This window comes from Burkholderia cenocepacia (genome assembly GCF_014211915.1).
GTDB lineage: Bacteria > Pseudomonadota > Gammaproteobacteria > Burkholderiales > Burkholderiaceae > Burkholderia > Burkholderia orbicola.
This window is the reverse complement of the sequence record NZ_CP060041.1, coordinates 658,920-682,057: the sequence shown is the minus strand read 5'-3', so window position 1 is coordinate 682,057 and position 23,138 is coordinate 658,920. Positions and strand designations below refer to the sequence as shown.

Genomic DNA, 23,138 nt, shown 5'->3' with positions numbered 1-23,138 from the left:
GTAGTTAACATGAGAGAAGCCTTTGTGTGTCGCCTGCGCCATGCTGCCGGCCTTCATTCGTCAGTTTTGTAATCAACCCTCGATCTTGCTCGATCGACTTGACCATGAAGCCCGCGTTACCAGATCACGCGCGACGCCATGTGTAAACCCCACCTCAAAAATAAACCAAATCCCTTATAATGAGATTCATAAAAATACGATTGCCAACAACAGTCGTTTGTCGACATAGCTGCCCCGAATTTCTTTCGGTTCGGTTACGCTCCGTCGCCTTCCGCACGGTGCTCGCTCGACAAGCACCCGCGGGCTTTTCGATCGCGTCACGCAGTGTTTTTTTCTGGATATGATCGTCGGCAGGACTGACCGTGTCGCACGCGCCTTCGGAAAGCCATCCGGGCGGCGCGCGCATGGCGCGGTCGCGCTGCCCGCGCCGGCAGCATGAGCCGGCTTCGGCCGGCATCGAATTTGAAACGGAATGCATTCGCCACGCCATGAACCTGCGCGCTGAAACACTGTGCTTCTCGGATGTGTTCCTCCATTCCCAGGCGATCGTGAACTGGTCGCAGCACTACGACCAGATCAGTCCGGGCACCGCGACGACCACGCTGCGCCAGGTCGCCGCCCAGCGCTTTCACGTCTTTCGCGAACGCATCAACCAGCGCGTGATGCAGCACGGCCTCGCGCCGCGCGACCGGCTCTGCTTCGCGCTGCCGATCGCCAGTGCGGTCGCGCCGGTGGTGCAGGGGCGCACCGTCGAGCGCCCGAGCCTGCTGACGCTGCGCGGCGGCGAGGAGTTCGTCGCCCACTTGCCGTGCGACACCGAGGTGCTCGCGTTCACGATCGACCGCACGCTCACCGCCGATCGCGAGCTGGACGAACTCGCGAACCTGCCCGCCCGCATCCTGAAGCAGCCGGTGCTGCCGATCTCGCCCGCGCGCTACCGCAGCGCATTGGACGGCCTCGAACGCGTGCTGGGCCAGGCGCTCGACAGCGGTTCGCTCACCGCGCGCGATGCGTTCGACGAACGCGTGCTCGCGCACAGTGTCGTCGGCATCCTGCTCGATCTCGTGCAGTCCGACGATCCGGATGCGGGTGCACTGCCGTCGGCATCGACGCAAAGCTACATCGTGCGCCGCAGCCAGGAAATCGCACTGGAATCCGACGACGTGCCGACGGTGATCGATCTCTGTCACCACCTGCGGATCAGCCGCCGCACGCTGCAATACAGCTTCCAGAACGTGGTCGGCACCACGCCGACCGCCTACCTCCGCTCGATCCGGCTGAACGCCGTGCGCCGCTTCCTGATGACGACGCCCGACACGATGCGGATCGGCGACGCGGCGGCGCAATTCGGCTTTTGCCACTTCGGGCGCTTCTCCGCGTACTACCAGCAGCATTTCCACGAGCTGCCGTCGCACACGCCGCGCCTGAGCTGAGTGCGCGGCAAACGCATGGCGGCGTCGCATCCGGGTAATCCCCTGCCGCTCCCGCGCATGCGGATTGCCGATTACGGACAACGCCCGTTTTTTCGGCACCGTAAATTTTTGTCGTCGGCCCGGCGCGCATGCGCGCTGCACCGCATCGAGCGGCCGTCCAGGCGCACACCCGTGTTCAGATCGAATCCCGGCGGCTACTTCTTGCTCCACTTGCGCGCGTGCTTCTGCGTGTCATTGCAGCAGTTCCGGACGTAGTTCACCGCACGGCTCTGCTTGTTGAGCAGTCCGTTGAGCGATTTCACCCGGTAGCGGCAGACAAGGATCATGCCGGTGATCCCGACCCGTGGAAGACGCTGCCTGTCAACCGCACGCCTTTCCTTCCCGCCATCAATGGCGGAGTTTCCCGGAGCAAATTCTGATGAACGAATCGTCACCCCGGTCCGAAGCGGGGCTCAGCAAGAACGCCGTCGGACTCTCACACATCGTCTTCTTCGTCGTCGCCGCGGCCGCGCCGCTCACCGCGATGGTCGGCGCGACGCCCGCCGCGTTCTCGCTCGGCAACGGCCCCGGCGTGCCCGGCGTATTCGTGCTGGCGGGCGTCATGTACCTGATCTTCAGCATCGGCTATGCCGCGATGAGCCGACACATCTCCAATGCGGGCGCGTTCTATGCATACATCGCGAACGGGCTCGGACGCCCCGCCGGCGTGGGCGGCGCGTTCGTCGCGATCGTCGCGTACAACGCGGTGCAGATCGCGATCTACTGCATGTTCGGCTTCTTCCTGAACGACAGCATCCCGCGGCACTACGGCGTCGACGTGCCGTGGTGGGCGTTCGCGCTCGCGTGCGTCGTCGCGGTGCACTTCTGCGGCGCGCGGCGCATCGAGTTCAGCGGCCGGCTGCTCGGCATGCTGATGATCGGGGAAATCGCGATCGTGATGCTGCTCGATCTCGCGATCGTCGTGCACGGCGCGAGCACCGGCGGCTTCAGCGCGAAACCGTTCAGCCCCGCGATGGTGTTCGCGCCCGGACTCGGCACCGCGCTCGTATTCGTGCTCGGCTCGTACATGGGCTTCGAGGCGACGGCGATCTTCTCCGAGGAGGCGCGCGACCCGAAGCGCACGATTCCGCGCGCCACCTACCTGGCCGTGATCCTCATCATGGCGTTCTACGCGCTGTCGTCGTGGGCGATCGTCGAGGCGTGGGCGAGCACGCGATCGCCGCGCAGGCCGCGCGCGATCCGGCCAATCTCTGGTTTGCCGTCAGCGGCCGGCTGCTCGGCGGCATCGCGACGGACGCGATGAACGTGCTGCTCGTCACGAGCCTGTTCGCGGCCATCCTGTCGTTCCACAACACGATCACGCGCTATTTCTACGCGATGGGCCGCGAACGCGTACTGTGGCGCAAGCTCGGCCATACGTGCCCCGTGCACCGTTGCCCGGACGTCGCCGGCAAGGTGCAGACGCTGATCGCGCTCGCGGCCATCGCCGGATCGGCGGCCTTTCGCCTCGACCCGTTCGCGGTCGTGTTCTCGTGGATGAGCGCGCTGGCCACGATCGGCATCATCGCGGTGCAGATCCTGGTGGCGGCCTCGGTGATCGCGTTCTTCGCGCGCGACCATCGGGACGCCGGCGTCGTGCACCGCCTGATCGCGCCGCTCGTCAGCGTGATCGCGCTCGGCGCGTGTCTCGTGCTGGTCGTGCGCAACCTGTCCGTGCTGAGCGGATCGGATTCGACCTTCGTCGCGATGTTTCCGTATTTCCTCGTCGCCGTCGGCGCGTTCGGCATCCGCGCCGCGCTGCGGCTGAAGCGCAGCGACCCCGACCTGTACCGCGAACTCGGGCGCGCCGCCCAGTAGCCGCCGCTGCCCGGACGGTGCCGCGCCGCACCGTCGTCCCGTTACGCTCTCCCCGGCATTTCCCGCTGCCGACGCGACTCGCAATGCGTCGCGCCGGCACGGGTATTCCCCATCCCGATCGCGCGACAACGATTGCCGATAGCGGACAAGGTTCGCGATTTCATCGACATACAGTGAAAGCGACGTCGCCGCAGCACGGAGGCAGCCGCCCTCGCCGCCGCCCCGTTCAGCCCGACGATTCGCCCCTGTGAAACATGGACACCATGATGAAAATTCAGAATCTGATCGGCGGCAGGCATTGCGACGCAGCGGCCGGCCGCACTTTCGAAAAGCTGGCGCCGGCAACCGGCGACTACGTCGCCGCCGTGCCCGCGTCGGCCGCCGAAGACGTCGATCGCGCGGTGCGTGCCGCGCACGCCTCGCTGCACGACGACGCGTGGGCCCGTGCCGGTGGCTCGGCCCGCGCCCGCTGGCTCCTTCGGCTCGCGGATCTGGTCGAGCGCAACGGCAATGCGCTGACGGAATTGCTGGCCGTCGAACAGGGACGCCCGCTTGCCGAGATGCGCATGATGGACCTGCCGATGTGCATCGACACGCTGCGCTACTTCGCCGGCTGGGCCGACAAGCTCGAGGGCCGCACGATTCCGACCGACGGCTTCATGGGCCGCCCGACGCTCAGCTACACGCGGCGTGCGCCGGTGGGCGTCGCCGGTCTGATCATCCCGTGGAACGCGCCGTTGATGATCGCGGTGTGGAAGCTCGCGCCGGCGCTGGCGGCCGGCTGCCCGGTGGTCATCAAGCCCTCGGAAGACACGCCGCTGGCGATCACCCGGCTCGGTGAGCTCGTCTGCGAAGCCGGCCTTCCCGCCGGGGTCGTCAACATCGTCCACGGCGTGGGCGCGGAAGTCGGCGCCGCGCTGGTCGCGCACCCGCTCGTGAACAAGATCAGCTTCACCGGCAGCACCGAAGTCGGCCGCGCGATCGCGGGCGTGGCTGCCAAGACCTTCAAGCGCGTCACGCTCGAACTGGGCGGCAAGGCCGCGCAGATCGTCTTCGCGGATGCCGATCTCGACCGTGCGATTCCGTCGCTGATGGCCGGCATGTTCGCGAACCAGGGGCAGACGTGCGCGGCCGGCTCGCGCGTGCTCGCGCACCGCTCGATCGCCCAGGCACTCGAGGAACGGCTTGCCGACGCGGCCCGGGCGATGCGCATCGGTCCGCCATCGGAGCCCGGCGTGCAGATGGGCGCGCTGATCAACCCGCGTCACCTCGCGCGCGTGCGTGCGCTCGTCGACGGCGCGCTCGCCGAAGGGGCCGTCATGCTTGCCGGCGACGAACAGGTGCCGCCGCGCGGCTGCTTCATGCGCCCGACGATTCTGGGCGGCGTCCATCCGGGCATGCGGATCGCCCGCGACGAAGTGTTCGGCCCGGTCGGCATGGTCATGCCGTTCGAGACCGAGGACGACGCCGTTCGCATCGCCAACGACACGCCGTTCGGCCTGTCCGCTTCGGTGTGGACGCAGGACGTCGGCACCGCGCACCGCGTCGCCGAGCGGCTCGACGTCGGCGCGGTCGCGATCAATGCGTGGAGCCCGATCGACGCACGCCTGCCGTGGGGCGGCACCAAGCAAAGCGGGATCGGGCGCGACCTGTCGAAGGCCGCGCTCGATTCGTACCTCGAGGAAAAGATCGTCACCGCAGCCCTGTGATCCCGCGGCGCACACCGCGCCGCCACTTGTTCAAGCACTTCGTAAGAGAGACGAGAGACACCATGGACTATCAAAAGCGTCAAAAGCGATTCTGGCATCCGATGAGCTCGGCGGCGGCCGGCCATACGACCCCCACCGTCGTCATCGCGCGCGGCGACGGCAACTACGTGTACGACGTCGACGGCCACCGCATGCTCGACGGCGTCGGCGGACTGTGGAATGTCAACGTCGGCCATAACCGGCCGGAGGTGAAAAGCGCGATCGCGCGCCAGATGGACGAGCTGTCGTACTACCAGACTTTCGACGGCGTCGCCCATCCGCGCGTCTACGACCTGGCCGACCGCCTGTGCGCGATGTTCGCGCAAGAGGATATGCAGCGGGTGATGTTCGGCAGCGGCGGGTCCGACGCGATCGAGACCGCGCTCAAGATGGCGCGTCAATACTGGGTCGCCGCGGGCGAGCCGTCGCGCACGAAATTCCTGTCGCTGCGCAACGGCTATCACGGCGTGCACATGGGCGGCACGTCGATCGGCGGCAACGGCGTCTACCATTACAATCACGGCCCGCTGCTGCCCGGCTGCGTGCTGCTCGACACGCCGTGGCTCTATCGCAACCCGTGGAACTGCGAAGACCCGCAACAACTCGTCGAGCACTGCATCCGGCAGCTCGAGGAAACGATCGCGTTCCACGGCCCGCAGACCATTGCCGCGTTCGTCGCCGAGCCGGTGCAGGGCGCGGGCGGCCTGATCGTCCCGCCAGCCGATTACTGGCCGCGCGTGCGAGCCGTATGCGACCGCAACGGCATCCTGCTGATCGCCGACGAGGTGGTCACCGGCTTCGGCCGCACCGGCAGCCTGCTCGGCAGCCGCGGCTGGGGCGTCGCCGCCGACATCCTGTGCGTCGCCAAGGGCATTTCCGCCGGCTACGTGCCGCTCGGCGCAACGTTGTACAACGGACGCATCGCCGACGCGATCGAACATGGCGCGGGCTTCTCGCACGTGGTCATGCACGGCTATACGTACAGCGGGCATCCGCTCGCCTGCGCCGCGTCGCTCGCCGTGCTCGACATCGTCGAGGCCGAGGATCTGCCGGGCAATGCGGCGCGGGTCGGCCAGCGCCTGCTCGAGCAGTTGCTGCCGCTGAAGGCCGACTTCGAGACCGTCGGCGACGTCCGCGGCAAGGGGCTGATGCTGGCGCTCGATCTGGTGACCGACAAGGCCAGCCGCACGCCGCTCGATCCGGGCCTGGGGTTCGCCGCTCGCGTGGCCGATGCCGCGCGCCGGCGTGGCGTGCTGGTGCGGGCGATCGCCAACAAGGTGGTGATGTCGCCGCCGCTGACGTTGCAGCAAGGCGAAGCCGACTTCATGGCCGTGACGCTGCGCGAGGCATTGCAGGAGTGCTGCGCGGATTCGCGGGCGATCGCCTGACCGCAGGAAGCAGCCCGGCGCACGGACTTTTCGTCGAAGGTTCGTGCGCATCGCCATCCGGCCTCGGTTCGACGAAGATCGCCACGGGACGTCGAAGTCGACGATCGGCATCCCGCCTGTCGCAATGTCGTTTCAAAGGAAGACAAGTCAAATGGACAACCAGGCCATTGCATTCCCCGCGGAGAAATACCCGCTCGCGCTTCGGCTGCTGCACTGGGTCAGGGCGGTCCTGATCGGCGCGCAGCTCTGGACCGGCTGGACGATGGTCCGGCTCGACGACAACCTGCCGGCCAAGTTCGACTGGTATTACCCGACCCACAAGGAGTTCGGCGTGCTCACGCTGCTGGTGGTCGTCACGCAACTGGCGATTCGCTCGATGAAGCCGTTGCCGCCGCTGCCTTCCACGCTGCCGACGCTCGACCGCAAGCTTGCCAAGATCGGCCACTACCTGCTGTACGCGCTGGCGATTATCGTGCCGCTGATGGGTTACTCGATGTCCAGCACGTTTACGCAGAGCGACGGCGTGCCGTTCTTCTTTTTCCGCGTACCCGAGCTGCTGCCGAAGAACGACCACTGGTTCGAGGCGTTTCAGTGGTTGCATAAGACGCTCGCCTACACGTTGCTCGCGCTCATCGTGCTGCATGTACTCGGCGCGCTGAAACACCGGTTCTTCGATCGCAATCCGGAAAACGACGTGCTGCGGCGGATGCTGTAACGCCGCCGCCACGCGGAACCTCGCGCCCGGCGAGGTTCGTCATTCGGTCCGCCGCGATCGCGGCGGGCCGATCTTCTTCGCATTTTATATTTCGTTTTACTAACGACAAGCGGACTTGCCACACGTGTCCGGTGCCGCCGCATGCCGTCGGAAACCGCGCCGCGTGGGCCGTCCCCACCTGGAGATCGACGATGAAGAAGATGATGGCGGCCGTATCGGCCGCGAGCGCCATGGGATTCGGCCTGACGGCCCATGCGCAAAGCACCGTGACGCTATACGGCCTGATCGACGAAGGCGTCAATTTCACGAGCAACGCGGGCGGCAGCAAGGCTTACCAGATGGTCAGCGGCGATACCGTGGGCAGCAACTGGGGGCTGAAAGGCACCGAGGACCTCGGCGGCGGGCTGAGAGCGCTGTTCCAGCTCGAGAACGGCTTCAACGCGAGCACCGGCGCGCTCGGCGTGACGTCGCGGATGTTCGGCAGGCAGGCCTACGTCGGGCTTGATTCCGACCGGTTCGGCACGCTCACGTTCGGCCGCCAGTACGACCCCACGCTCGACATGTGGAGTCCTTTCACGGCCACCGGCAACTGGCTCGGCGACTTCGGCGCGCACCCGTACGACAACGACAACGCCGACTGGGACTACCGCATCCAGAACAGCGTCAAGTACGTGTCGCCCACATATGGCGGCTTCAAGGGCGAAGTGCTCTACGGGCTCGCGAATCAGGCGGGCGGCTTCGCGCGAAACCGCGTTTACAGCGCCGCCGTGCAGTACCAGGCCGGCGTATTTTCCGCCGCCGTCGCGTACCTGAAGGCCAACAACGGCGGCGCAACCGCGGGCGGCGCATTGTCGAGCGACGACACGGTCTTCAGCGGCCGCTCGCAGCAGAACATCGATGCCGGCGCATCGTACAAGTTCAGCGAAAAGCTGACGCTGTCCGCCGCGTATTCTCACGTCGACGTGACCAACCCCGAGTCGAATCTCTACTTCACGAACCAGCCGGCGGCAGGCTCGCAGAACGCGTGGAGATTCGACAACTTCGAGGTCAACGGCCAGTATTTCTTCCGGCCGGATCTCTGGCTCGGCGCCGCCTATACCTACACGCATGCGCATGTCGCGACGGCGGCGGGCGATGCGTCGCCGAGCTGGCACCAGCTGTCAATGATGCTCGACTACGATCTCAGCAAGCGGACCTCGACGTACATCCAGGGCGCGTACCAGCATGCGACCGGCAACACCGGCACCGACTTCGACTACGCGCACGTGCTGGGCACGGCCGGGCAGTCGTCGGGCCGCAACCAGCTGGCGTTGCGCGTCGGGATGATGCATCGTTTCTGAATCCGGTGGAAAAACACGGGCTCGCGCGTCGTCAGAACTGATGCCGCAGCCCGAGCCGAACGGCGGTCTGCGTCGAGCCGGACGCCGCCCCGCCGAGCGCCGCTTCGACCTGCGCGCCATACGCGCTGTCGTGCCCGCGTGCGAATACCGCGTAAAGGCCGGTACGTTTCGACAGCGAATAGTCGGCGCTCAACGTGACCTGGTTGGCCGAGCCGATATCGCCGCCGCGCTGCTGGTACTGGAAACCGCCGCCCAGCTGCAACGACGGCGTGACGGCATAGGTCAACCCGGCGTCATAGGTGGTGGCCCGCAACGGCGCGGCGGCGCTGATCCGGACGTCCGACACCATCCCGAAGACACGAAACGGCCCGACGTTGTAGCCGGCGCCGCCCGAAAAGTTGCGCAGATTGCCGCCGGCGGTCACGTCATGCTGGCCGAAATACGCGAGCGCGGCGCTGAACGCGCCTTGCGTGTAGGACAGCATCGCGCTTTGCACGCTGCTGCGTGCAACCGTGCCGGGCACGTTGCCGAATCCCCACATGCCGCCGAACGCGACCCCGCCGAATGTCGGGCTCACGTACTTCACCGCATTGTTCACCTGGACGCCCCACACGCGGTTGTCGAGCGCACCGCCCGCCGACGCGTTCGCCGGCAAGCCCCACGCGAGCAGGCCGGCTGGCGTGTTCGCGCCAATCGCGAAGGCCGGCAGCAGATCGCCGACGAAATCGAACTGGCGCCCGAGCGTCACGGTCCCCCAGTCACCGCCGAGCCCGACGTACGCTTGTGAACTGAACGCGGAGCCCGGTACGGTCAGCGCGCCGTCCGACGTCTGGAACTGGCTCTCCAGCCGGAACACCGCGAAGTTGGCGCCGCCGAGATCCTCCCTGCCCGTCAGGCCCCACACGTCGTTGCGCGACACACCGGCCTGCAACGCGAGCTGACGCCCGCCACGCGGAGCGGACGCCACGTCGCTCGTATAGGTCACGCCCGTGTCCAGCGACCCATAGAGCGTCACGCTCGATTGCGCGAACGCCGGTGCGACGGCACTGCAGCCGCACCATGCCGCCATCCGGAACCACCCTTTCATCTGCTTCTCCTCATCGAATTTTCCCGGCCGATGCGCCCGTGAACCGACCGGCGCGGCAGCAACATCGATCCAGCTTGATTTCATCGCTTAAAATAGGAATCCGTATGATTTACAGTGAAGTGATCCAACCCGACACGGCCGGCCCGCTTCCCGCCCATTCGCCAATGCGGTTCCGGTTGCCGCCCGCACGACTTACGTTAGACTACGGCCTGTCGCCCGCGGCGCCGCATGCCGTGCCGCAGCCCGACGGGCCGAGCCGCGTTCGTCCTTCCCGTTCCATAGCCGTAAGCCGCCTGATCCCGGATCACGTCATGTCGAGCCTCACCAAAATGCTGTCCATCCTCGACGTCTTCTCTTCGTCCGCGACGTCGATGACCGCCGAGGAAATCGCCGAACACATGGGTTTTTCGCGCACCACGTGCTATCGCTACGTGAAGGAACTGGCTTCCGTCGGCCTGCTCGTCGGCACCAACGGCCGCTATACGCTGGGCCCGCGCATCATCCATCTCGACTACAACATGCGGCAGTCGGACCCGACGCTCACCGCCGCGAAGCCCGTGATCCAGAAGCTGGTTCAGGTCACCGGCGGCGATGCGCTCGTGTCGACGCTATTCGACGAGCAGATCATCAACGTGATGCACGAAACCGGCGCCGAGAACCTGCAGCTGGGCTTCGGCCGCGGCCGGATCATGCCGCTGTTCCAGGGCGCCTCATCGAAAGTGATCGTGGCCGCGATGTCGCGCGCGCGGCTGAAGCGCCTGCATGAGCGGCACAACGCCGAGCTGGGCGAATTCGCCGCCGACTGGACGCAGTTCTGGCGCGCCTGCCAGCAGATCGTCGAGGCCGGATACTGGATCTCACGGGGCGAGCTCGACGCCGGATTCGTCGGCATCGCCGCGCCGATTCGCACCGCCAGCAGCGGCGAGGTCAACAGCAGCCTGTCGCTGATCTTTCGCGCCGAACACTTCGCACTGTTCGACGAACACGTACTCGGCAAGCTCCTGATCGACGCCACCGCACAGATCGGCAACGCCACCTGAGCATTCGCGCGGCATCGCGAACGAGGCCGCGCCCGATCGTCTACCGGCGCCCGGTCAATTCATCTGCGTGATGAATTTGGTGACCAGATAGCCGTCGAACGTCTCCGTGCCGCCCTCGCTGCCGAAACCGCTGTCCTTCACACCGCCGAACGGGATCTCCGCCGGCCCCATGCCGAAGTGATTGATGTTGACCATGCCGGCCTCGAGCGCACGGCCGATCCGGTGCGCATTGCGCGACGACGTCGTGAACGCGTACGACGCGAGGCCGAACGGCAAGCGGTTGGCTTCGTCGAGCGCATCGTCGAGCGTATCGAACGGCACGATCCCGACGATCGGGCCGAACGGCTCGTCGTTCATCAGCCGCGTGTCGCGTGCGGGGCCCAGCACGACCGTCGGCGCGAAGTAGTGCCCCGGCCCCGCCAAGCGCGCCCCGCCCGCGGCAATCTCTGCCCCTTTTGCCTTCGCGTCGGCGACGAACGTATCGATCTCGGACACGCGTCGCGCATGTGCGAGCGGCCCCATCGTGGTCGTCGCCTCCAGCCCGTAGCCGACGTGAATCTTGCCGACCGCGTCGAGATACGCGGCGACGAACCGGTCGAACACCGGGCGTTGCACGAAGAAACGCGTCGGCGATACGCAAACCTGCCCGGCGTTGCGAAACTTGTACGCGGCCAGCATCGTCGCCGCGCGTTCGATTTCCGCGTCCGCACAGACCAGCACCGGCGCATGCCCGCCGAGCTCCATGGTCATGCGCTTCATGTGCGACGCGGCAAGCGCCGCCAGTTGCTTGCCGACCGGCACCGAACCCGTGAACGAGATCTTGCGCACCAGCGGCGACTCGATCAGTTGCCTGGACACGTCGGCCGGCACGCCCCAGACGATGTTCAGGCAGCCCGCGGGCAAGCCGGCATCGTGAAAGATGCGCGCGAGCGCGACGATCGCGCTCGGCGATTCCTCCGGCCCTTTCAGCACCAGCGTGCACCCCGACGCAAGCGCGGCCGCGATCTTGTGCATCGCCTGGCTGAACGGAAAATTCCACGGCGAGAACGCCGCGCACACGCCGATCGGCTCCCGCAGCACCGTCTGGGCAACGTCCGGGGAGCGCGACGGCACGACGCGGCCGTACGTGCGACGCCCTTCCTCCGCGTGCCATTCGAGCTGTTCGGCGGACGACACGACCTCGGCGATCGCCTCGCGAAGCGGCTTGCCCTGGTCCATCGTGATGTGGCGGCCGATCGCCTCGGCCCGCTCGCGCACCAGCGCGGCCGCGCGGCGCAGGATGTCCGAGCGAGCGAGCGGCGACTCGCGGCGCCACGTCGCGAACGCGCGATGCGCGGCGCGCACCGCTGCATCGATATCGTCCGACGTCGCATGCGGCAGGTCGCCGAGCACGCCGCCGGTGCCCGGATCGAGCACGGACTGCGTGCGCCGGCCGTCGGCCTGAAGGAACCGGCCGTCGATATACAGATGGAGCGACGCGTAATCGCGTTGCGCATCGGGCGTCATGCGGGAAGTCAGGGGCGTAAACGGGATCAAGACGGATACCTCGGTAGAGACGGCGCGATACACGATGGACAGGGCGACGGTCGCATCACGCGACCGATGGCGGTACGCGCAGCAGGCCGCCGATTTCCTGCCGGAGGATCTGGTTGTCCTGCCGGACGAGCAGATGCCGGACCTTGCCGCGAAACGTCCTGAATTCGGGATCGGCCATCAGCACCGCGCGACGCCGGGCGCGATCGTCCAGCGACTCGAACGCCCACAGATAGACGAGCTGGTTCAGTGGTCCGATCTCCGTCGCAAAACAGCCGACCATCGTGCCGAGTGCGTGCTCCTGCGGCGCGCGACCGCATTCCGCATACAGCCGCAGATACTCGGCGACGCCGCCCGGCACCAGCGTGTAGGTGCGTTGCTCAACAAACATCCGCGGTCTCCCGTTGTCGCGCTGCAAACGCCTGGAACGCCGCGGTCACGCCGGCCATGCCGGCGGCGTCCGTCTGCGCCGCCACATAGCGGTCCGGACGGACGACGACGAGCGGCGCCGCGTGCCGGTCGAACCATTCGGCCATCGCGTTGTCGACGTCCTCGACGCACACGCTGTCGTGCGCGCTCGCGATGCGCTGCTCACGGCACGTTCCGCTGCGCGACCGTACGACCTGCACGAATTTCGCGCCCAGCGCGGTCCAGAACGCGCGATCGTCGTCGCTCAGGCACGCCTGTGGATCGCATCGCCAGCCGATGATCGAAAACCACGGGCCGAGCACGTCGTCGAGCTTGCGGCGTGCACCGTCGGCCGTTTCGACGTCGGGTTGGACGATCATGCGCCCGACGGCGTCCGACGTGCCCGTGACCACGACCCCGTGCGTATAGCTGGGCATCGGCTTGAAGCGCATCTGCAGCACGTAGTCCTTCAGACCCGGCGCATACCGTGCGAGCCCGAGGAACCGATCGCGCAGGAACGCGACCAGACGGCTGGTCGGCATCAGCATCGCGCCGAACGTGTCCGCGAGATCGATCATCGCTTTCGCATGGCCGCGCCGCTCCGATTCGTACGTCGAGATCACGCGCCGGTGCAACGTGCCGTTCACGACCCCGCCAGCTTCCAGGCCAGGTTGCCCACGTCGCGCAGCCCCGCGTTCAGCCCCTGGCCGATCCACGGCGGGCTCAGGTGCGCGGCATCGCCGATGAGCGCCACCCGGCCGGCGACGAACCGTTCGGCCACACGAGAGTGATGCGTGTAGGTCCGCGCACGCACGATCTCGATGCGATCGACGTCGTCGACGTACGGCGCGATCAGCGCGCGGATCGACTCCGGTTGCGCGATCGCCTCCTCGTCCTCGTGCGGAAACACGAGAAATTCCCAGCGTCGGTAGTTGAACGGCAGATAAATGCAGACGTTCGGGCGGCGCGGATCGCAGTTCAGCGCGGTACACGGCTGGTCGAGCCGCGCGTTCTTCACGTCGACCACGACCCACTTCATCGGATGCGTCGTACCGGCCAGCCTGATGCCGAGCATCTCGCGGACGGGGCTGCGCCCGCCGTCGGCCGCCACCACGTAGTCGGCATCGAGTTCGTATTGCTGCCCGTCGGCGGCTCGTACCTGAAGCGTCACGCATTCGTCGTCCTGCTCCAGACCGACGACCTCTTCCCCCGTACGCAGCGACACGTGCGGATAGCGTGCCAGTGCATCGCGCAGCGTGCGTTCGGCCAGGTGCTGCATGAAGATGTTGCGGCGCCACCAGCCGAACTCGCGTATCGACGGACGGATGTCGGCGAAACATTCGCCGTTCGCCTTGAACATGCGCAGCGGCACGTTCTGGATGATGTCGCGGCTCAGTTCGTCGGCCAGGCCGGCCGTCTGAAACAGCCGCAGCGCCTCGTCGTCGATGCCGACCGCGCGCGGGAATTCGACGATCCGCGGCGCCCGTTCGACGACGATCGTATCGACGCCATACAGGCCGAGCAGGTTCGCCATGGCCGCGCCGTTCGGCCCCGCGCCGACGATGGCGACCGAGGTCCGGTTCCGGTTGTTCGCTTTCATTCGCCCGCGCCTCCCACGCGCCATGCAGGGTCATCGAGACGATCGAGCCAGGTGCGCAGCGCGCGATTGAACGCATCGGGCTGATCGTCGTGCACGTAATGCGTCGCGCCGGGAACGTCGATCCGTTCGATTTCCGCATAGGCGGCCGCCATTTCGGCCGCCACGCCCGCGGACAGGAAATCCGAGTCGCCGCCGCGCAACAACAGCGTGGGCACGTGCAGGTTGAGGATCAGCGGCCACAGATGGACGAGCTGCTCCGGCGTCGCGGCCAGCCGTGCCGCCGCGATCCCTTGCGCATCGTGACGCCAGACGATCCGGCCTTGCTCGCCCTCTTTCAGCGAATGCGCGAGGCGCGAATCGAGCGCGGATTCCGTGATGTTCGGCCGCTGGCGTCGCCAGAACGCGCGCGCGTCGTCCCACGACGCGAACGCGTCCGGCGTTTCCTGCAGCTCGCGCTTGATGCGCTCGGAGCCTTGCGAACCGGCCGACGCGCCCGGGCCCATGTCCTCGATCACGAGGCCGGCGAGCCGGTCCGGATTCGATGCCGCGTAGACGAACGCATTGGCGCCGCCCATCGAATGCCCGACCAGCACGAATCGTCGCAGATCGAGCGCGCGCACCAATGCGTCGAGATCGCGCACGTAGGCCGCCGCGTAATAATCCCGCCGCGGATCCCAGTCGCTCAGCCCGCGCCCGCGCTGATCGAGCGCGACGACCCGGTAGCGGTCGACCAGCGCATCGGCGACGGGCGCCCAGGTATGCGCGTAACTGCGCAAGCCGTGCAGCATCACCACGGTCGGCGCATCGTCGCGCCCCCAGCTCACGTAGTGCAGCCGCAATCCATCGTTGTCGATCCAACCATCCTTGGCGGACGCCGTGTTCATCATGTGCTCCTCGTCCAGCATGCGCGATCAGACCAGACCGTCGCGACCGACGATCTCGCTCGCCTTCAGGCCACCGAGCCGTGCATGCAGCCGGCCGCGCGTCGCGAACGCGAAGATCACCAGCACTTCGTCGTCGTTCGGCGCATCGGGAAACAGGCACGTCACCGTGTCGTAGTGCGAGCGCACGTAGAGCGCATCCTTGTGCGCGAGCGGCACGTCGATCACCGTATTGATCGGGCCGCGCTTGCCGCTCGACGGCACCCACGATTTGCCGCCGCCCAGCGCCGCGCGGATCGGCTCAGCGAAGATCGACGTGAGGAACGCGTTGCCGTGTTCGTATTCGCCGGCCGAACCGACCAGGCAGGCCTTGCCGTAGCTCTCGATCGCGCGACCGTCGGCGAGCGACTCGATGCGTCGCGCAAACTCCTTGCCGAGCGCGGGCGACGGACGCACGAGATCGTCGAGGTTTTCGCTGAATCGCCCCGCGTACGGGTTGTGAACGGCCGCGGCGATCACGATCTTGCGCAGCGGCTCGCCGTCGGCAAGCTGGCCGGTTTCGTTCGCGAGCGAATCCTCGATCTGCGTGTACCACTTGCGGATGTGAAAGCCTTCGAAATTGGCGATCTTGCTCATTTGCATTCCTATATAAGACGTCGGTGATGCGGATGGAAAGGCGGCGCCTCAGTCGAACAGCGGTTCGAGCTGGACGGGATCGCTCGGCGCGTTGTATCGATGCAGCACGCGCTTGCCTTCTTCGTCGTCCGTGACCATTTCGCAGAAGAATTCGAGCCGGTTGCCGTCCGGGTCCGTGAAATACACGCCGATCCCGACCTTGTGATCGGTGATCTTGACGATCGGCACGTCGCGGCGAATCAGCATCCCGTACAGGCGGCGCAGTTCGGTCAGCCCGCCGGCGATTTCGAGGCCGTAATGCTGCAGGCCGATCGTGCCGAGTTCCGCATCGGACGCCGCGCGAATCAGCGCGATGTCGTGGTGCTTCTGGCCGAACGACATGAACACCCACTGCTCGCCGCGCGCGGTTTCCGTCATGCCGAGCACCTCGGCGTACCAGATGCTCGAGTGGACGGGATCGCGTACGAACAGCGACAGGTGGGTGCGCTGCACGCGCGGCGTCGGCAGCGGCAGGCCGCTCGCGTTCGCGCGCTCGGCGCATTGCCGGATATCGGACGGTGTCATCGTTCGCTCCGCTTAGTGGGTCGACTGCGCGTGGGCGGTCAGCGGCGCCTCGAACGGTGTCCACGCGACCGCCGTGATCTCGCTGAAATCGCGCCATTCCTTGGTCCAGTTCCGGCCGCCGTCGCGCGAACGGAACAGGTGCCCGTACTTGGTGCCCGCATAGATGAGCGCCGGTTCGGCCGCATGCACGCCGAACGCCCAGAACGTGGAATTCGGCGGCGCGTGCAGATCCGTCTCGCGCCACGCATGGCCGCGATCGGTCGAGCGATAGATGCGGCTGCGGCTGCCCGGCGTGCCGTCGCCGATCGCCATCAGCAGGTCGCCCTCCGGCTCCGGCAGTTGCACGACAGTGCGCGTGTAGTACAGTCCGTCGAAACGGTCGCGCGACAGCTTGCCGTCCCACGTCAGGCCGTCGTCCTCGCTCACGTATACCGCGTTGACCGTCAGCAGCACCGTGGTCTTGGGCCAGCCTTGCGCGGCAGGCAGGACGGCGATCGCATGAATGTCGCTGTTGCGGATCGCGGTGCCGGGGCCGTCCACGCGCGTCCAGCTCGCGCCTGCATCGCGACTGCGCCACGCGCCGCCCTCCTCCACGCCGTACCAGACGTTACGGCTGTCGTCCGGGTCCACGCAGATCGTCAGCAGCCGCGGACGATTGACGCCCGAGCAAAACTCCGGAAACTCGGGCGCCGTTCTCTCCCAGGTCACACCGGCGTCGGTCGACTTGTAGAGCGCGGCGCGCGACGGCGCGCCGGTGCCTGCGTAGAGCACCGTCGGGTTCGCCGGATCGATCGCGATCGACCAGACCGTCTGCCCGTTCAACAGGTTGTCGGGCCGGAACCAGTGCGCGCCGCCATCCTCGCTGATGCACAGGCCCGAATCGGCGCCGGCATAGACGCGCGACGGCGTCGCGGGGCACACCGCGAGCGCGCGCACGATGCCGTCGAACTCGATCGGTTCGGCGAGTCCGAGGCGATGCCAGGTCTTGCCGTCGTCGTTCGAGCGCAGGATGCCTTGCCCGGCGGTGGCGACCAGTACGGTTGCGGTCATGAAATGCTCCTTGTGTCAGAGAAAAATGCCGCGCGTGAGCCCGCCGTCGCAGCCGATCGACTCGCCGGTGATCGAGCCCGACTTCGGCGACGCGAGAAACGCGACGATCCACCCCATTTCTTCCGGCTGCAGCACGCGACGGATCGGCGTGACCTTCACGTAGTTGGCCTCGACCTCCGCGGCCGTGAGTCCCTGCTTCTGCGCTTCCTTCTCGTAGAGCTCGTGGATATGCGGCGTCTCGACGACGCCCGGATGAATCGTGTTGACCGTGATGCCGAACGGGCCGAGCTGGTCGGACAGCGTCTTGGTGAGGTGCACGATCGCCACGTTGCGCATGCCGGACAGCTGCTTGCTGCCTCGGCCCGTCAGCCCGCCGATGTTGACGATCCGGCCGAAGCCGTTGCGCCGCATGTACGGCGCGGCCGCCTTCGCGCAACGCAGGTAGCCGACCACCTTGATGTCGATGTCCTGCAGCAGTCCCTGCGGATCGGCGTGTTCGAGTTCGGTCCGCACGAGCCCGCCCGGATGCGCGGCGCCGTTCAGCAGGATGTCGAGCCGGCCGAAGCGCTCGACGCTTGCAGCCATCGCCGCTTCGATCGACGCCATGTCGGTCGTGTCCACCGTGACCGGGAGAATCGCGCCGGCCGCGTCGCCGAGCGGCGCGAGCGCCGTGCGAATCTCGGCGGCGGCCGCTTCGAGGTGTTCGATGCGCCGCGCGGCGATCGCGACGTTGACGCCTTCGCGCGCCAGTTCGAGCGCGACCGCCTTGCCGATGCCCATGCTGCCGCCGGTGATGAACGCGGCTTTTCCGTGCAGTTGCAGATCCATGTCGATGAAAGGTGAGAGTCGGAATTGAGGAAAGGAGCGGGTTGCGCGATCAGGACAACCGCATTTCGACGAGCGTCGGCCCGTCGGTGCGCGCAAGCGCATCGTCGAGCGCTTGCACCAGCGCACGGGTGTCGCTCGCGCGTCGAGCCGGCACGCCGTAGCCGCGTGACAGCGCGAGCCAGTCGATCGGCGGGTCGTCCAGTCGGGTCAGGCGGCTGGCATGCGGCGTATCCGCCGGCAGGCCGCTGCGCGCGAGCTCGGTCTGCAGGATGCCGTAGCGCCGGTTCGAGGCGATCAGCATCACGATCGGCAAACGCTCGCGCGCCATCGTCCACAGCGACTGGATCGTGTACTGCGCGCTGCCGTCGGACTGCAGCGCGAACACGCGGCGGTCCGGGCACGCGACGGCGGCGCCCAGTGCCACCGGCAGGCCCTGGCCGATCGCCCCGCCCGTGTTCGTGAGAATGGTGTGGCGACGCGCGCGCGCCGACGCGGTCACGAACGGATAGCCGCAGGTACCGCCCTCGATCGACACGATCGCATCGTCGGGCAGCGCATTCGCGAGCACGCGGCCGACGGTTTGCGGCGTGAGCGGCCCGTCCTCCACGTGCCAGCGCTCGACGCGCACGCCAACGTCGTTCATTGCCGCGCCGATGCGATCGGCCAGCGCCACCAGCGCGTCGTCCGCCGCGTCGCCCGGTGCCGCCAGCGTCACGACGTCCTCCGGTCGCGCGAGTTCGCCGGGAATGCCCTCGTAGCCGAAGTAGGTGACGGGCGCGAGCGCGCCGGCCAGCACCACGCGCCGGCCGGCCAGCGCGGCCAGCGCCGGCTCGGGGAAATAAGGCAGGCGATCGATGTCCGGCAGGCCGCCGCCGCGCTCGGCCCGCGCGGGAAACGTCTCGCTGAAGCAGGTCGCGCCGGTCGCCGCAGCGATGCGCGCCGCCGCACGCTGCCCGCGCGCCGACAGCGCGCGGGCGCCCATCAGCAGGACGGCACGATGGCCACCGAGCAGCAGATCGGCCACCTGTTCGACGCGAGCGGCATCGAACGACACCGCGGCCGGGCGTACGACGGCGGGCCACGCCCCGCCGCGCACGCTGGCCGACTGAAGATCGACGGGCAGCACGAGGGTCGCGACGCCACGCCGCGCGCCCATCGCGGCGGAAATCGCATCAGCCGTGTCCGTCGCGAGATCCGTGTCGCGCGCCACGCTGCGATACCACACCGACACCGGACGGGCGAGCGATTCGATGTCGGACGTCAGCGGCGCGTCGTACTTCAGGTGGTCGCGCGTGTGATCGCCGACGATGTTCAGGATCGGCGTGCGGGCACGGCGCGCGTTATGCAGGTTGGCAATGCCGTTCGCGTGGCCGGGGCCGAGATGCAGCAGCGTCATCGCGGGCTTGCCGGCCATGCGGCCGTAGCCATCGGCGGCGCCCGTGCACACGCCCTCGAACAGCCCGAGGATCGAGCGCATGCCGGCCACGGTGTCGAGCGCGCCGACGAACGGCATCTCGGTCGTGCCGGGATTGGCGAAACAGACGTCGACCCCGGCGTCGCGCGCGGTCGTAAGGACGACGCTCGCGCCGCTTCTTGCTTCGGTATCGCTGTCCAACTGGGGGATGTTCATGCGGCTGCTCGGCGGGTTGGATTGGAGTGTTTTTACTATAATTCCAAATTACGGGATTTGTCAAACACACGTCATTTCTCATCGACAGCCACACAACCGCATTTTTCATTAAATTTCTTGATTCTGTGGATAGTCACCTTGCCGCAAAATCGACGCAATGTTACACATTTACCACAATTAGGGATTTATCTAAATTTGAAGGCGATGTATGCAGCGAGTCGGCGCCCGTGCCGCGCACCGTGCGACAAACCTGCTCGAGCGCGCCGACGGTCAGGGCCAGCACGCCGCTGAACTCGCTCGGGTTCGGCACGCATCGGAAAAGCGCTTGTTGGCTGTCCCGGGGATCGCTTTTGTCAGTCGGTCGAGAATCGCCTGAAGGGCGTGACGACGAGCCAGTTGCAATCGGCGCGGAGCCCGCGACTCCGGATCGTGTACCGCGTGAACCGCGGCGCATTGCTTGGCGGGCGCGGTCAAGCCATTCGACCATCCCGGACCGTCTGCGAGCGTGCGGTTCACGCGCCATTCACCTTCGGCACAGCCCCGGGACACGTCGGGCCTGGCCCGGTCTGCGTAGGTTTTGACCTTGACACGGCACACGGATTCGAGAGGACGTAGCGCTGCTCAACCCAGGGCTGTAACGCAGCCGAGATGTGCCAATCCGGCGTTCGCGCGACTCAGCGCTGCAGAAAACCTGCGATAGGCGATTGCGTCATCAGTCGTCAATGACTACGTTGCGGGGCCGCGTTCGACGATCGCCCCTGGAGACGGTTTCAAAAAGACCCCGTGCTCGGTCGATATCGTCAACTCATCCGTTCGGAGGCGCTTGCCAGTGGGGGCATCCAAGGATTCCACCGCACTCCCGCGGATCCCGCGGATGTCACGATTCATTTAACTTTCCGTGAGGACTTCGACACCGGCCGCTGCCTACGATGGGCGCATGTTTTCAGGACCTGCTTCCAGGAGCCCATCATGCCCACCCGCAGACATCTGCTGTTCGCCGGCGCCACCGGCCTCGCCGCGCTCGCGGCGCTGTCGCCCGCCGGCCGCCGCGCGCTGGTCGGCCGCGCGTTCGCCGCGCCGCCGGCCGGCTCATCGAAGGCCGCCCCGTTCGAGATCACCCTCAGCGACGCCGAATGGCATCGCCGGCTCACGCCCGCCCAATACACGGTCCTGCGCGAAGCCGGCACCGAGCGGCCGTTCACCAGCCCGCTGAACGACGAGCACCGGCACGGCACGTTCGCGTGCGCCGGCTGCGACCTCGCGCTGTTCTCGTCGGCCACCAAGTTCGACAGCCGTACGGGCTGGCCGAGCTTCTGGAAACCGCTCGATCACGCGGTCGGCACCGATACCGACGCGTCGTTCGGAATGGTCCGCACCGAAGTGCACTGCCGCCGCTGCGGCAGCCATCTCGGCCACGTGTTCGACGACGGCCCGGCGCCGACCGGCCTGCGCTACTGCATGAACGGCCTGGCGCTCGCCTTCCACCCGGCCGCCGCCTGATCCGGCCCCGCTCCCGACCGACTGGAGAACGCATCATGCTGCTCATCGTCCTTGCCTATCTCGGCGGCGTGCTCACGATCCTGAGCCCGTGCATCCTGCCCGTGCTGCCGTTCGTGTTCGCGCGCGCCGACCAGCCGTTCGTGCGCACCGGCCTGCCGCTGCTCGCCGGCATGGCGCTCACGTTCGCCGTCGTCGCGACGCTCGCCGCCGTCGGCGGCGGCTGGGTCGCGCAGGCCAACCAGGCCGGCCGCTGGATCGCGATCGTGCTGCTCGCGGTGTTCGGCCTGACGCTGCTGATGCCGCGCTTCGCGGAACACCTGACGCGTCCGCTCGTGGCCGCCGGCAACCGGCTCACCGGGTTCGCGCAACGCGACGGCCGCGCGGCCGGCCCGGCGTCGTCGCTGCTGCTCGGCGTCGCGACGGGCCTGCTGTGGGCGCCCTGCGCGGGCCCGATCCTCGGCCTCGTGCTGACCGGCGCCGCGCTGCGCGGCGCGAGCGTCGGCACGACGCTGCTGCTCGTCGCGTATGCGGCCGGCGCGGCGACGTCGCTCGGCGTCGCGCTCGTGATCGGCGGCAAGGTGTTCGCCGCGATGAAGCGCTCGCTCGGCGCCGGCGAATGGATCCGGCGCGGGATCGGCGCGGCGCTGCTGGCCGGCGTCGGCGCGATCGCACTCGGCCTCGACACGGGCGCCCTCGCGCAACTGTCGACCGTCACCACGGGCGGGCTCGAAACGAAGCTCGTCGACCGCCTCGGCGGGCGCTCGAACGGCGCGCCGGCGGCAACGGCCGCACCCGGTGCCACCGACAACGCGGCGGGAGGCGCGATGATGGCTGCGGCCGCGGATGGCGCGCAGGCCGGCGAAGGCGCGATGGCCGGCAGCGCGATGATGCGTGCGGCCGGCGCCACCGCCGCCGCGCTGCCCGTCGAAGGCACGCTGCCGTCGCTCGACGGCGCGGTGCAGTGGCTGAACTCGCCGCCGCTGACGGCAGCCGGGCTGCGCGGCAAGGTCGTGCTGGTCGATTTCTGGACGTATTCGTGCATCAACTGCCTGCGCACGCTGCCGTACACGGCTGCCTGGGCACGCAAGTACGCGCCGTACGGGCTCGTCGTGATCGGCGTACACGCGCCGGAGTTCGCGTTCGAGCGCGACATCGGCAACGTGAAGAAAGCCGTGCACGATCTCGGCATCGATTACCCGGTCGCGATCGACAACGGCTATTCGATCTGGCGCGCGTTCAACAACGAATTCTGGCCCGCGCACTACTTCATCGACGCACAGGGACGGGTCCGCCATCACCACTTCGGCGAAGGCGAATATGTGCAGTCCGAACGTGCGATCCAGTCGCTGCTCGCCGAAGCCGGTCATCCGGACGCGCTGAACGTGCCGCTCGGGCTCGCCGGCGCCCCCGCGAAGGGGGCGCTCGCGGCGGCCGACAGCGCGGACGTCCGTTCGCCCGAGACCTACGTCGGCTATGCCCGCGCGGAAAGCTTCGCGTCGCCCGGCGGCGTCGTGCGCGATGCGGCGCACCGCTACGACGCGCCGGCCCAACCGGATCTCAATGGCTGGGGCCTCGCCGGCACGTGGAGCGTCGGCGCCGAACGCGCGGCGCTCGCCGCGCCGGATGGCCGGATCGTCTACCGCTTCCATGCACGCGATCTGCATCTCGTGCTCGGCCCGGGCGCGAACGGCCGGCCCGTGCGCTTTCGCGTGACGCTCGACGGCACGGCGCCCGGCGCCGCGCATGGCGCCGACGTCGACGCGCAAGGCTACGGCACCGTCACCGGCCAGCGCCTGTACCAGCTCGTCCGCCAACCCGGCCCGATCGCCGATCGCACGTTCGCGATCGAGTTCCTCGATCCGGGCGTCGATGCGTACGCCTTCACGTTCGGCTGATCGCG

General features: G+C 67.5%; 19 protein-coding genes and 2 pseudogenes. 9 read left to right on the top strand and 12 right to left on the bottom strand.

Annotation, left to right across the window (positions count from 1 at the left end; translation table 11 throughout):
* Window positions 1-154 precede the first annotated feature (154 nt).
* Window positions 155-478 carry a hypothetical protein gene (locus tag SY91_RS32275; protein WP_185921446.1) on the bottom strand — a complete coding sequence of 108 codons (324 nt, stop codon included), beginning with the start codon at window positions 476-478 and terminating at the stop codon, window positions 155-157.
* A gap of 10 nt (window positions 479-488) precedes the next feature.
* On the opposite strand from SY91_RS32275, the gene SY91_RS32270 reads away from it, so the two are divergent.
* A complete protein-coding gene (locus SY91_RS32270) occupies window positions 489-1,433 on the top strand; it encodes a helix-turn-helix domain-containing protein (protein ID WP_043887960.1) in 945 nt (314 codons plus the stop codon).
* Between the two features lie 125 nt (window positions 1,434-1,558).
* Here the strand turns inward: SY91_RS32270 and SY91_RS35645 are convergent.
* Window positions 1,559-1,759 (bottom strand): annotated as a pseudogene (locus SY91_RS35645) (RNA-guided endonuclease TnpB family protein); the annotation flags it as partial.
* A 92-nt stretch (window positions 1,760-1,851) separates the two neighbouring features.
* Between SY91_RS35645 and SY91_RS35335 the strand changes: the two are divergent.
* The 5 genes from SY91_RS35335 (at window position 1,852) to SY91_RS32240 (ending at window position 8,481) form a co-directional block, all read left to right on the top strand.
* The gene (locus SY91_RS35335; RefSeq protein ID WP_260632499.1) at window positions 1,852-2,736 is read left to right on the top strand and encodes an APC family permease; all 885 of its coding nucleotides are present in this window, start codon (window positions 1,852-1,854) and stop codon (window positions 2,734-2,736) included.
* Window positions 2,737-3,553: 817 nt separating this feature from the next.
* Window positions 3,554-4,999, top strand: a complete 1,446-nt coding sequence (locus tag SY91_RS32255; RefSeq protein WP_034175638.1) for an aldehyde dehydrogenase family protein — start codon at window positions 3,554-3,556, stop codon at window positions 4,997-4,999.
* 62 nt (window positions 5,000-5,061) lie between these two features.
* On the top strand, window positions 5,062-6,426 hold the full coding sequence (locus SY91_RS32250; protein WP_023476928.1) for an aspartate aminotransferase family protein: 1,365 nt from the start codon (window positions 5,062-5,064) through the stop codon (window positions 6,424-6,426).
* Window positions 6,427-6,577: 151 nt separating this feature from the next.
* On the top strand, window positions 6,578-7,141 hold the full coding sequence (locus SY91_RS32245) for a cytochrome b (protein ID WP_034175565.1): 564 nt from the start codon (window positions 6,578-6,580) through the stop codon (window positions 7,139-7,141).
* A 191-nt stretch (window positions 7,142-7,332) separates the two neighbouring features.
* Window positions 7,333-8,481: a porin gene (locus tag SY91_RS32240; RefSeq protein WP_023476927.1), complete on the top strand. Its 1,149-nt coding sequence runs from the start codon at window positions 7,333-7,335 to the stop codon at window positions 8,479-8,481.
* Between the two features lie 31 nt (window positions 8,482-8,512).
* Here SY91_RS32240 and SY91_RS32235 read toward each other — a convergent pair whose 3' ends face one another.
* A complete protein-coding gene (locus SY91_RS32235; RefSeq protein ID WP_034175567.1) occupies window positions 8,513-9,568 on the bottom strand; it encodes a porin in 1,056 nt (351 codons plus the stop codon).
* 311 nt (window positions 9,569-9,879) lie between these two features.
* On the opposite strand from SY91_RS32235, the gene SY91_RS32230 reads away from it, so the two are divergent.
* Complete coding sequence (locus tag SY91_RS32230; protein ID WP_023476926.1) at window positions 9,880-10,608, top strand: IclR family transcriptional regulator; 729 nt, start codon at window positions 9,880-9,882, stop codon at window positions 10,606-10,608.
* 54 nt (window positions 10,609-10,662) lie between these two features.
* Here the strand turns inward: SY91_RS32230 and SY91_RS32225 are convergent, their stop codons facing one another.
* The 9 genes and pseudogenes from SY91_RS32225 to SY91_RS32185 all read right to left on the bottom strand — a co-directional run bounded on the left by SY91_RS32225 (window position 10,663) and on the right by SY91_RS32185 (window position 19,738).
* Complete coding sequence (locus SY91_RS32225) at window positions 10,663-12,114, bottom strand: NAD-dependent succinate-semialdehyde dehydrogenase (RefSeq protein ID WP_023476925.1); 1,452 nt, start codon at window positions 12,112-12,114, stop codon at window positions 10,663-10,665.
* Window positions 12,115-12,199: 85 nt separating this feature from the next.
* Window positions 12,200-12,532 carry an NIPSNAP family protein gene (locus SY91_RS32220; protein WP_023476924.1) on the bottom strand — a complete coding sequence of 111 codons (333 nt, stop codon included), beginning with the start codon at window positions 12,530-12,532 and terminating at the stop codon, window positions 12,200-12,202.
* Window positions 12,522-14,149, bottom strand: a pseudogene (locus tag SY91_RS32215) (bifunctional 3-(3-hydroxy-phenyl)propionate/3-hydroxycinnamic acid hydroxylase). Before SY91_RS32215 ends, SY91_RS32220 begins: the two are co-directional and overlap by 11 nt.
* Entirely contained in the window at window positions 14,146-15,033 is an 888-nt protein-coding gene (locus SY91_RS32210; RefSeq protein WP_185921445.1) for an alpha/beta fold hydrolase, read from the bottom strand. The pseudogene SY91_RS32215 and the gene SY91_RS32210 overlap by 4 nt, the downstream one beginning before the upstream one ends.
* A gap of 27 nt (window positions 15,034-15,060) precedes the next feature.
* Complete coding sequence (locus tag SY91_RS32205; protein WP_023476921.1) at window positions 15,061-15,666, bottom strand: amino acid synthesis family protein; 606 nt, start codon at window positions 15,664-15,666, stop codon at window positions 15,061-15,063.
* A 48-nt stretch (window positions 15,667-15,714) separates the two neighbouring features.
* Window positions 15,715-16,230, bottom strand: coding sequence for a VOC family protein (locus tag SY91_RS32200; RefSeq protein ID WP_023476920.1), 516 nt, complete (start codon window positions 16,228-16,230; stop codon window positions 15,715-15,717).
* Between the two features lie 12 nt (window positions 16,231-16,242).
* Window positions 16,243-17,280, bottom strand: coding sequence for a WD40/YVTN/BNR-like repeat-containing protein (locus SY91_RS32195; RefSeq protein WP_023476919.1), 1,038 nt, complete (start codon window positions 17,278-17,280; stop codon window positions 16,243-16,245).
* A gap of 15 nt (window positions 17,281-17,295) precedes the next feature.
* Window positions 17,296-18,108, bottom strand: coding sequence for an SDR family NAD(P)-dependent oxidoreductase (locus SY91_RS32190; protein WP_023476918.1), 813 nt, complete (start codon window positions 18,106-18,108; stop codon window positions 17,296-17,298).
* Window positions 18,109-18,157: 49 nt separating this feature from the next.
* Complete coding sequence (locus SY91_RS32185; protein WP_043887954.1) at window positions 18,158-19,738, bottom strand: acetolactate synthase large subunit; 1,581 nt, start codon at window positions 19,736-19,738, stop codon at window positions 18,158-18,160.
* Window positions 19,739-20,707: 969 nt separating this feature from the next.
* Between SY91_RS32185 and msrB the strand changes: the two genes are divergently transcribed.
* Complete coding sequence (gene msrB / locus SY91_RS32180; protein WP_023476915.1) at window positions 20,708-21,238, top strand: peptide-methionine (R)-S-oxide reductase MsrB; 531 nt, start codon at window positions 20,708-20,710, stop codon at window positions 21,236-21,238.
* A 35-nt stretch (window positions 21,239-21,273) separates the two neighbouring features.
* Window positions 21,274-23,133 (top strand): cytochrome c biogenesis protein DipZ, encoded by a 1,860-nt coding sequence (locus SY91_RS32175; RefSeq protein ID WP_185921444.1) that lies wholly within the window; start codon window positions 21,274-21,276, stop codon window positions 23,131-23,133.
* The last annotated feature ends 5 nt before the right edge of the window (window positions 23,134-23,138 follow it).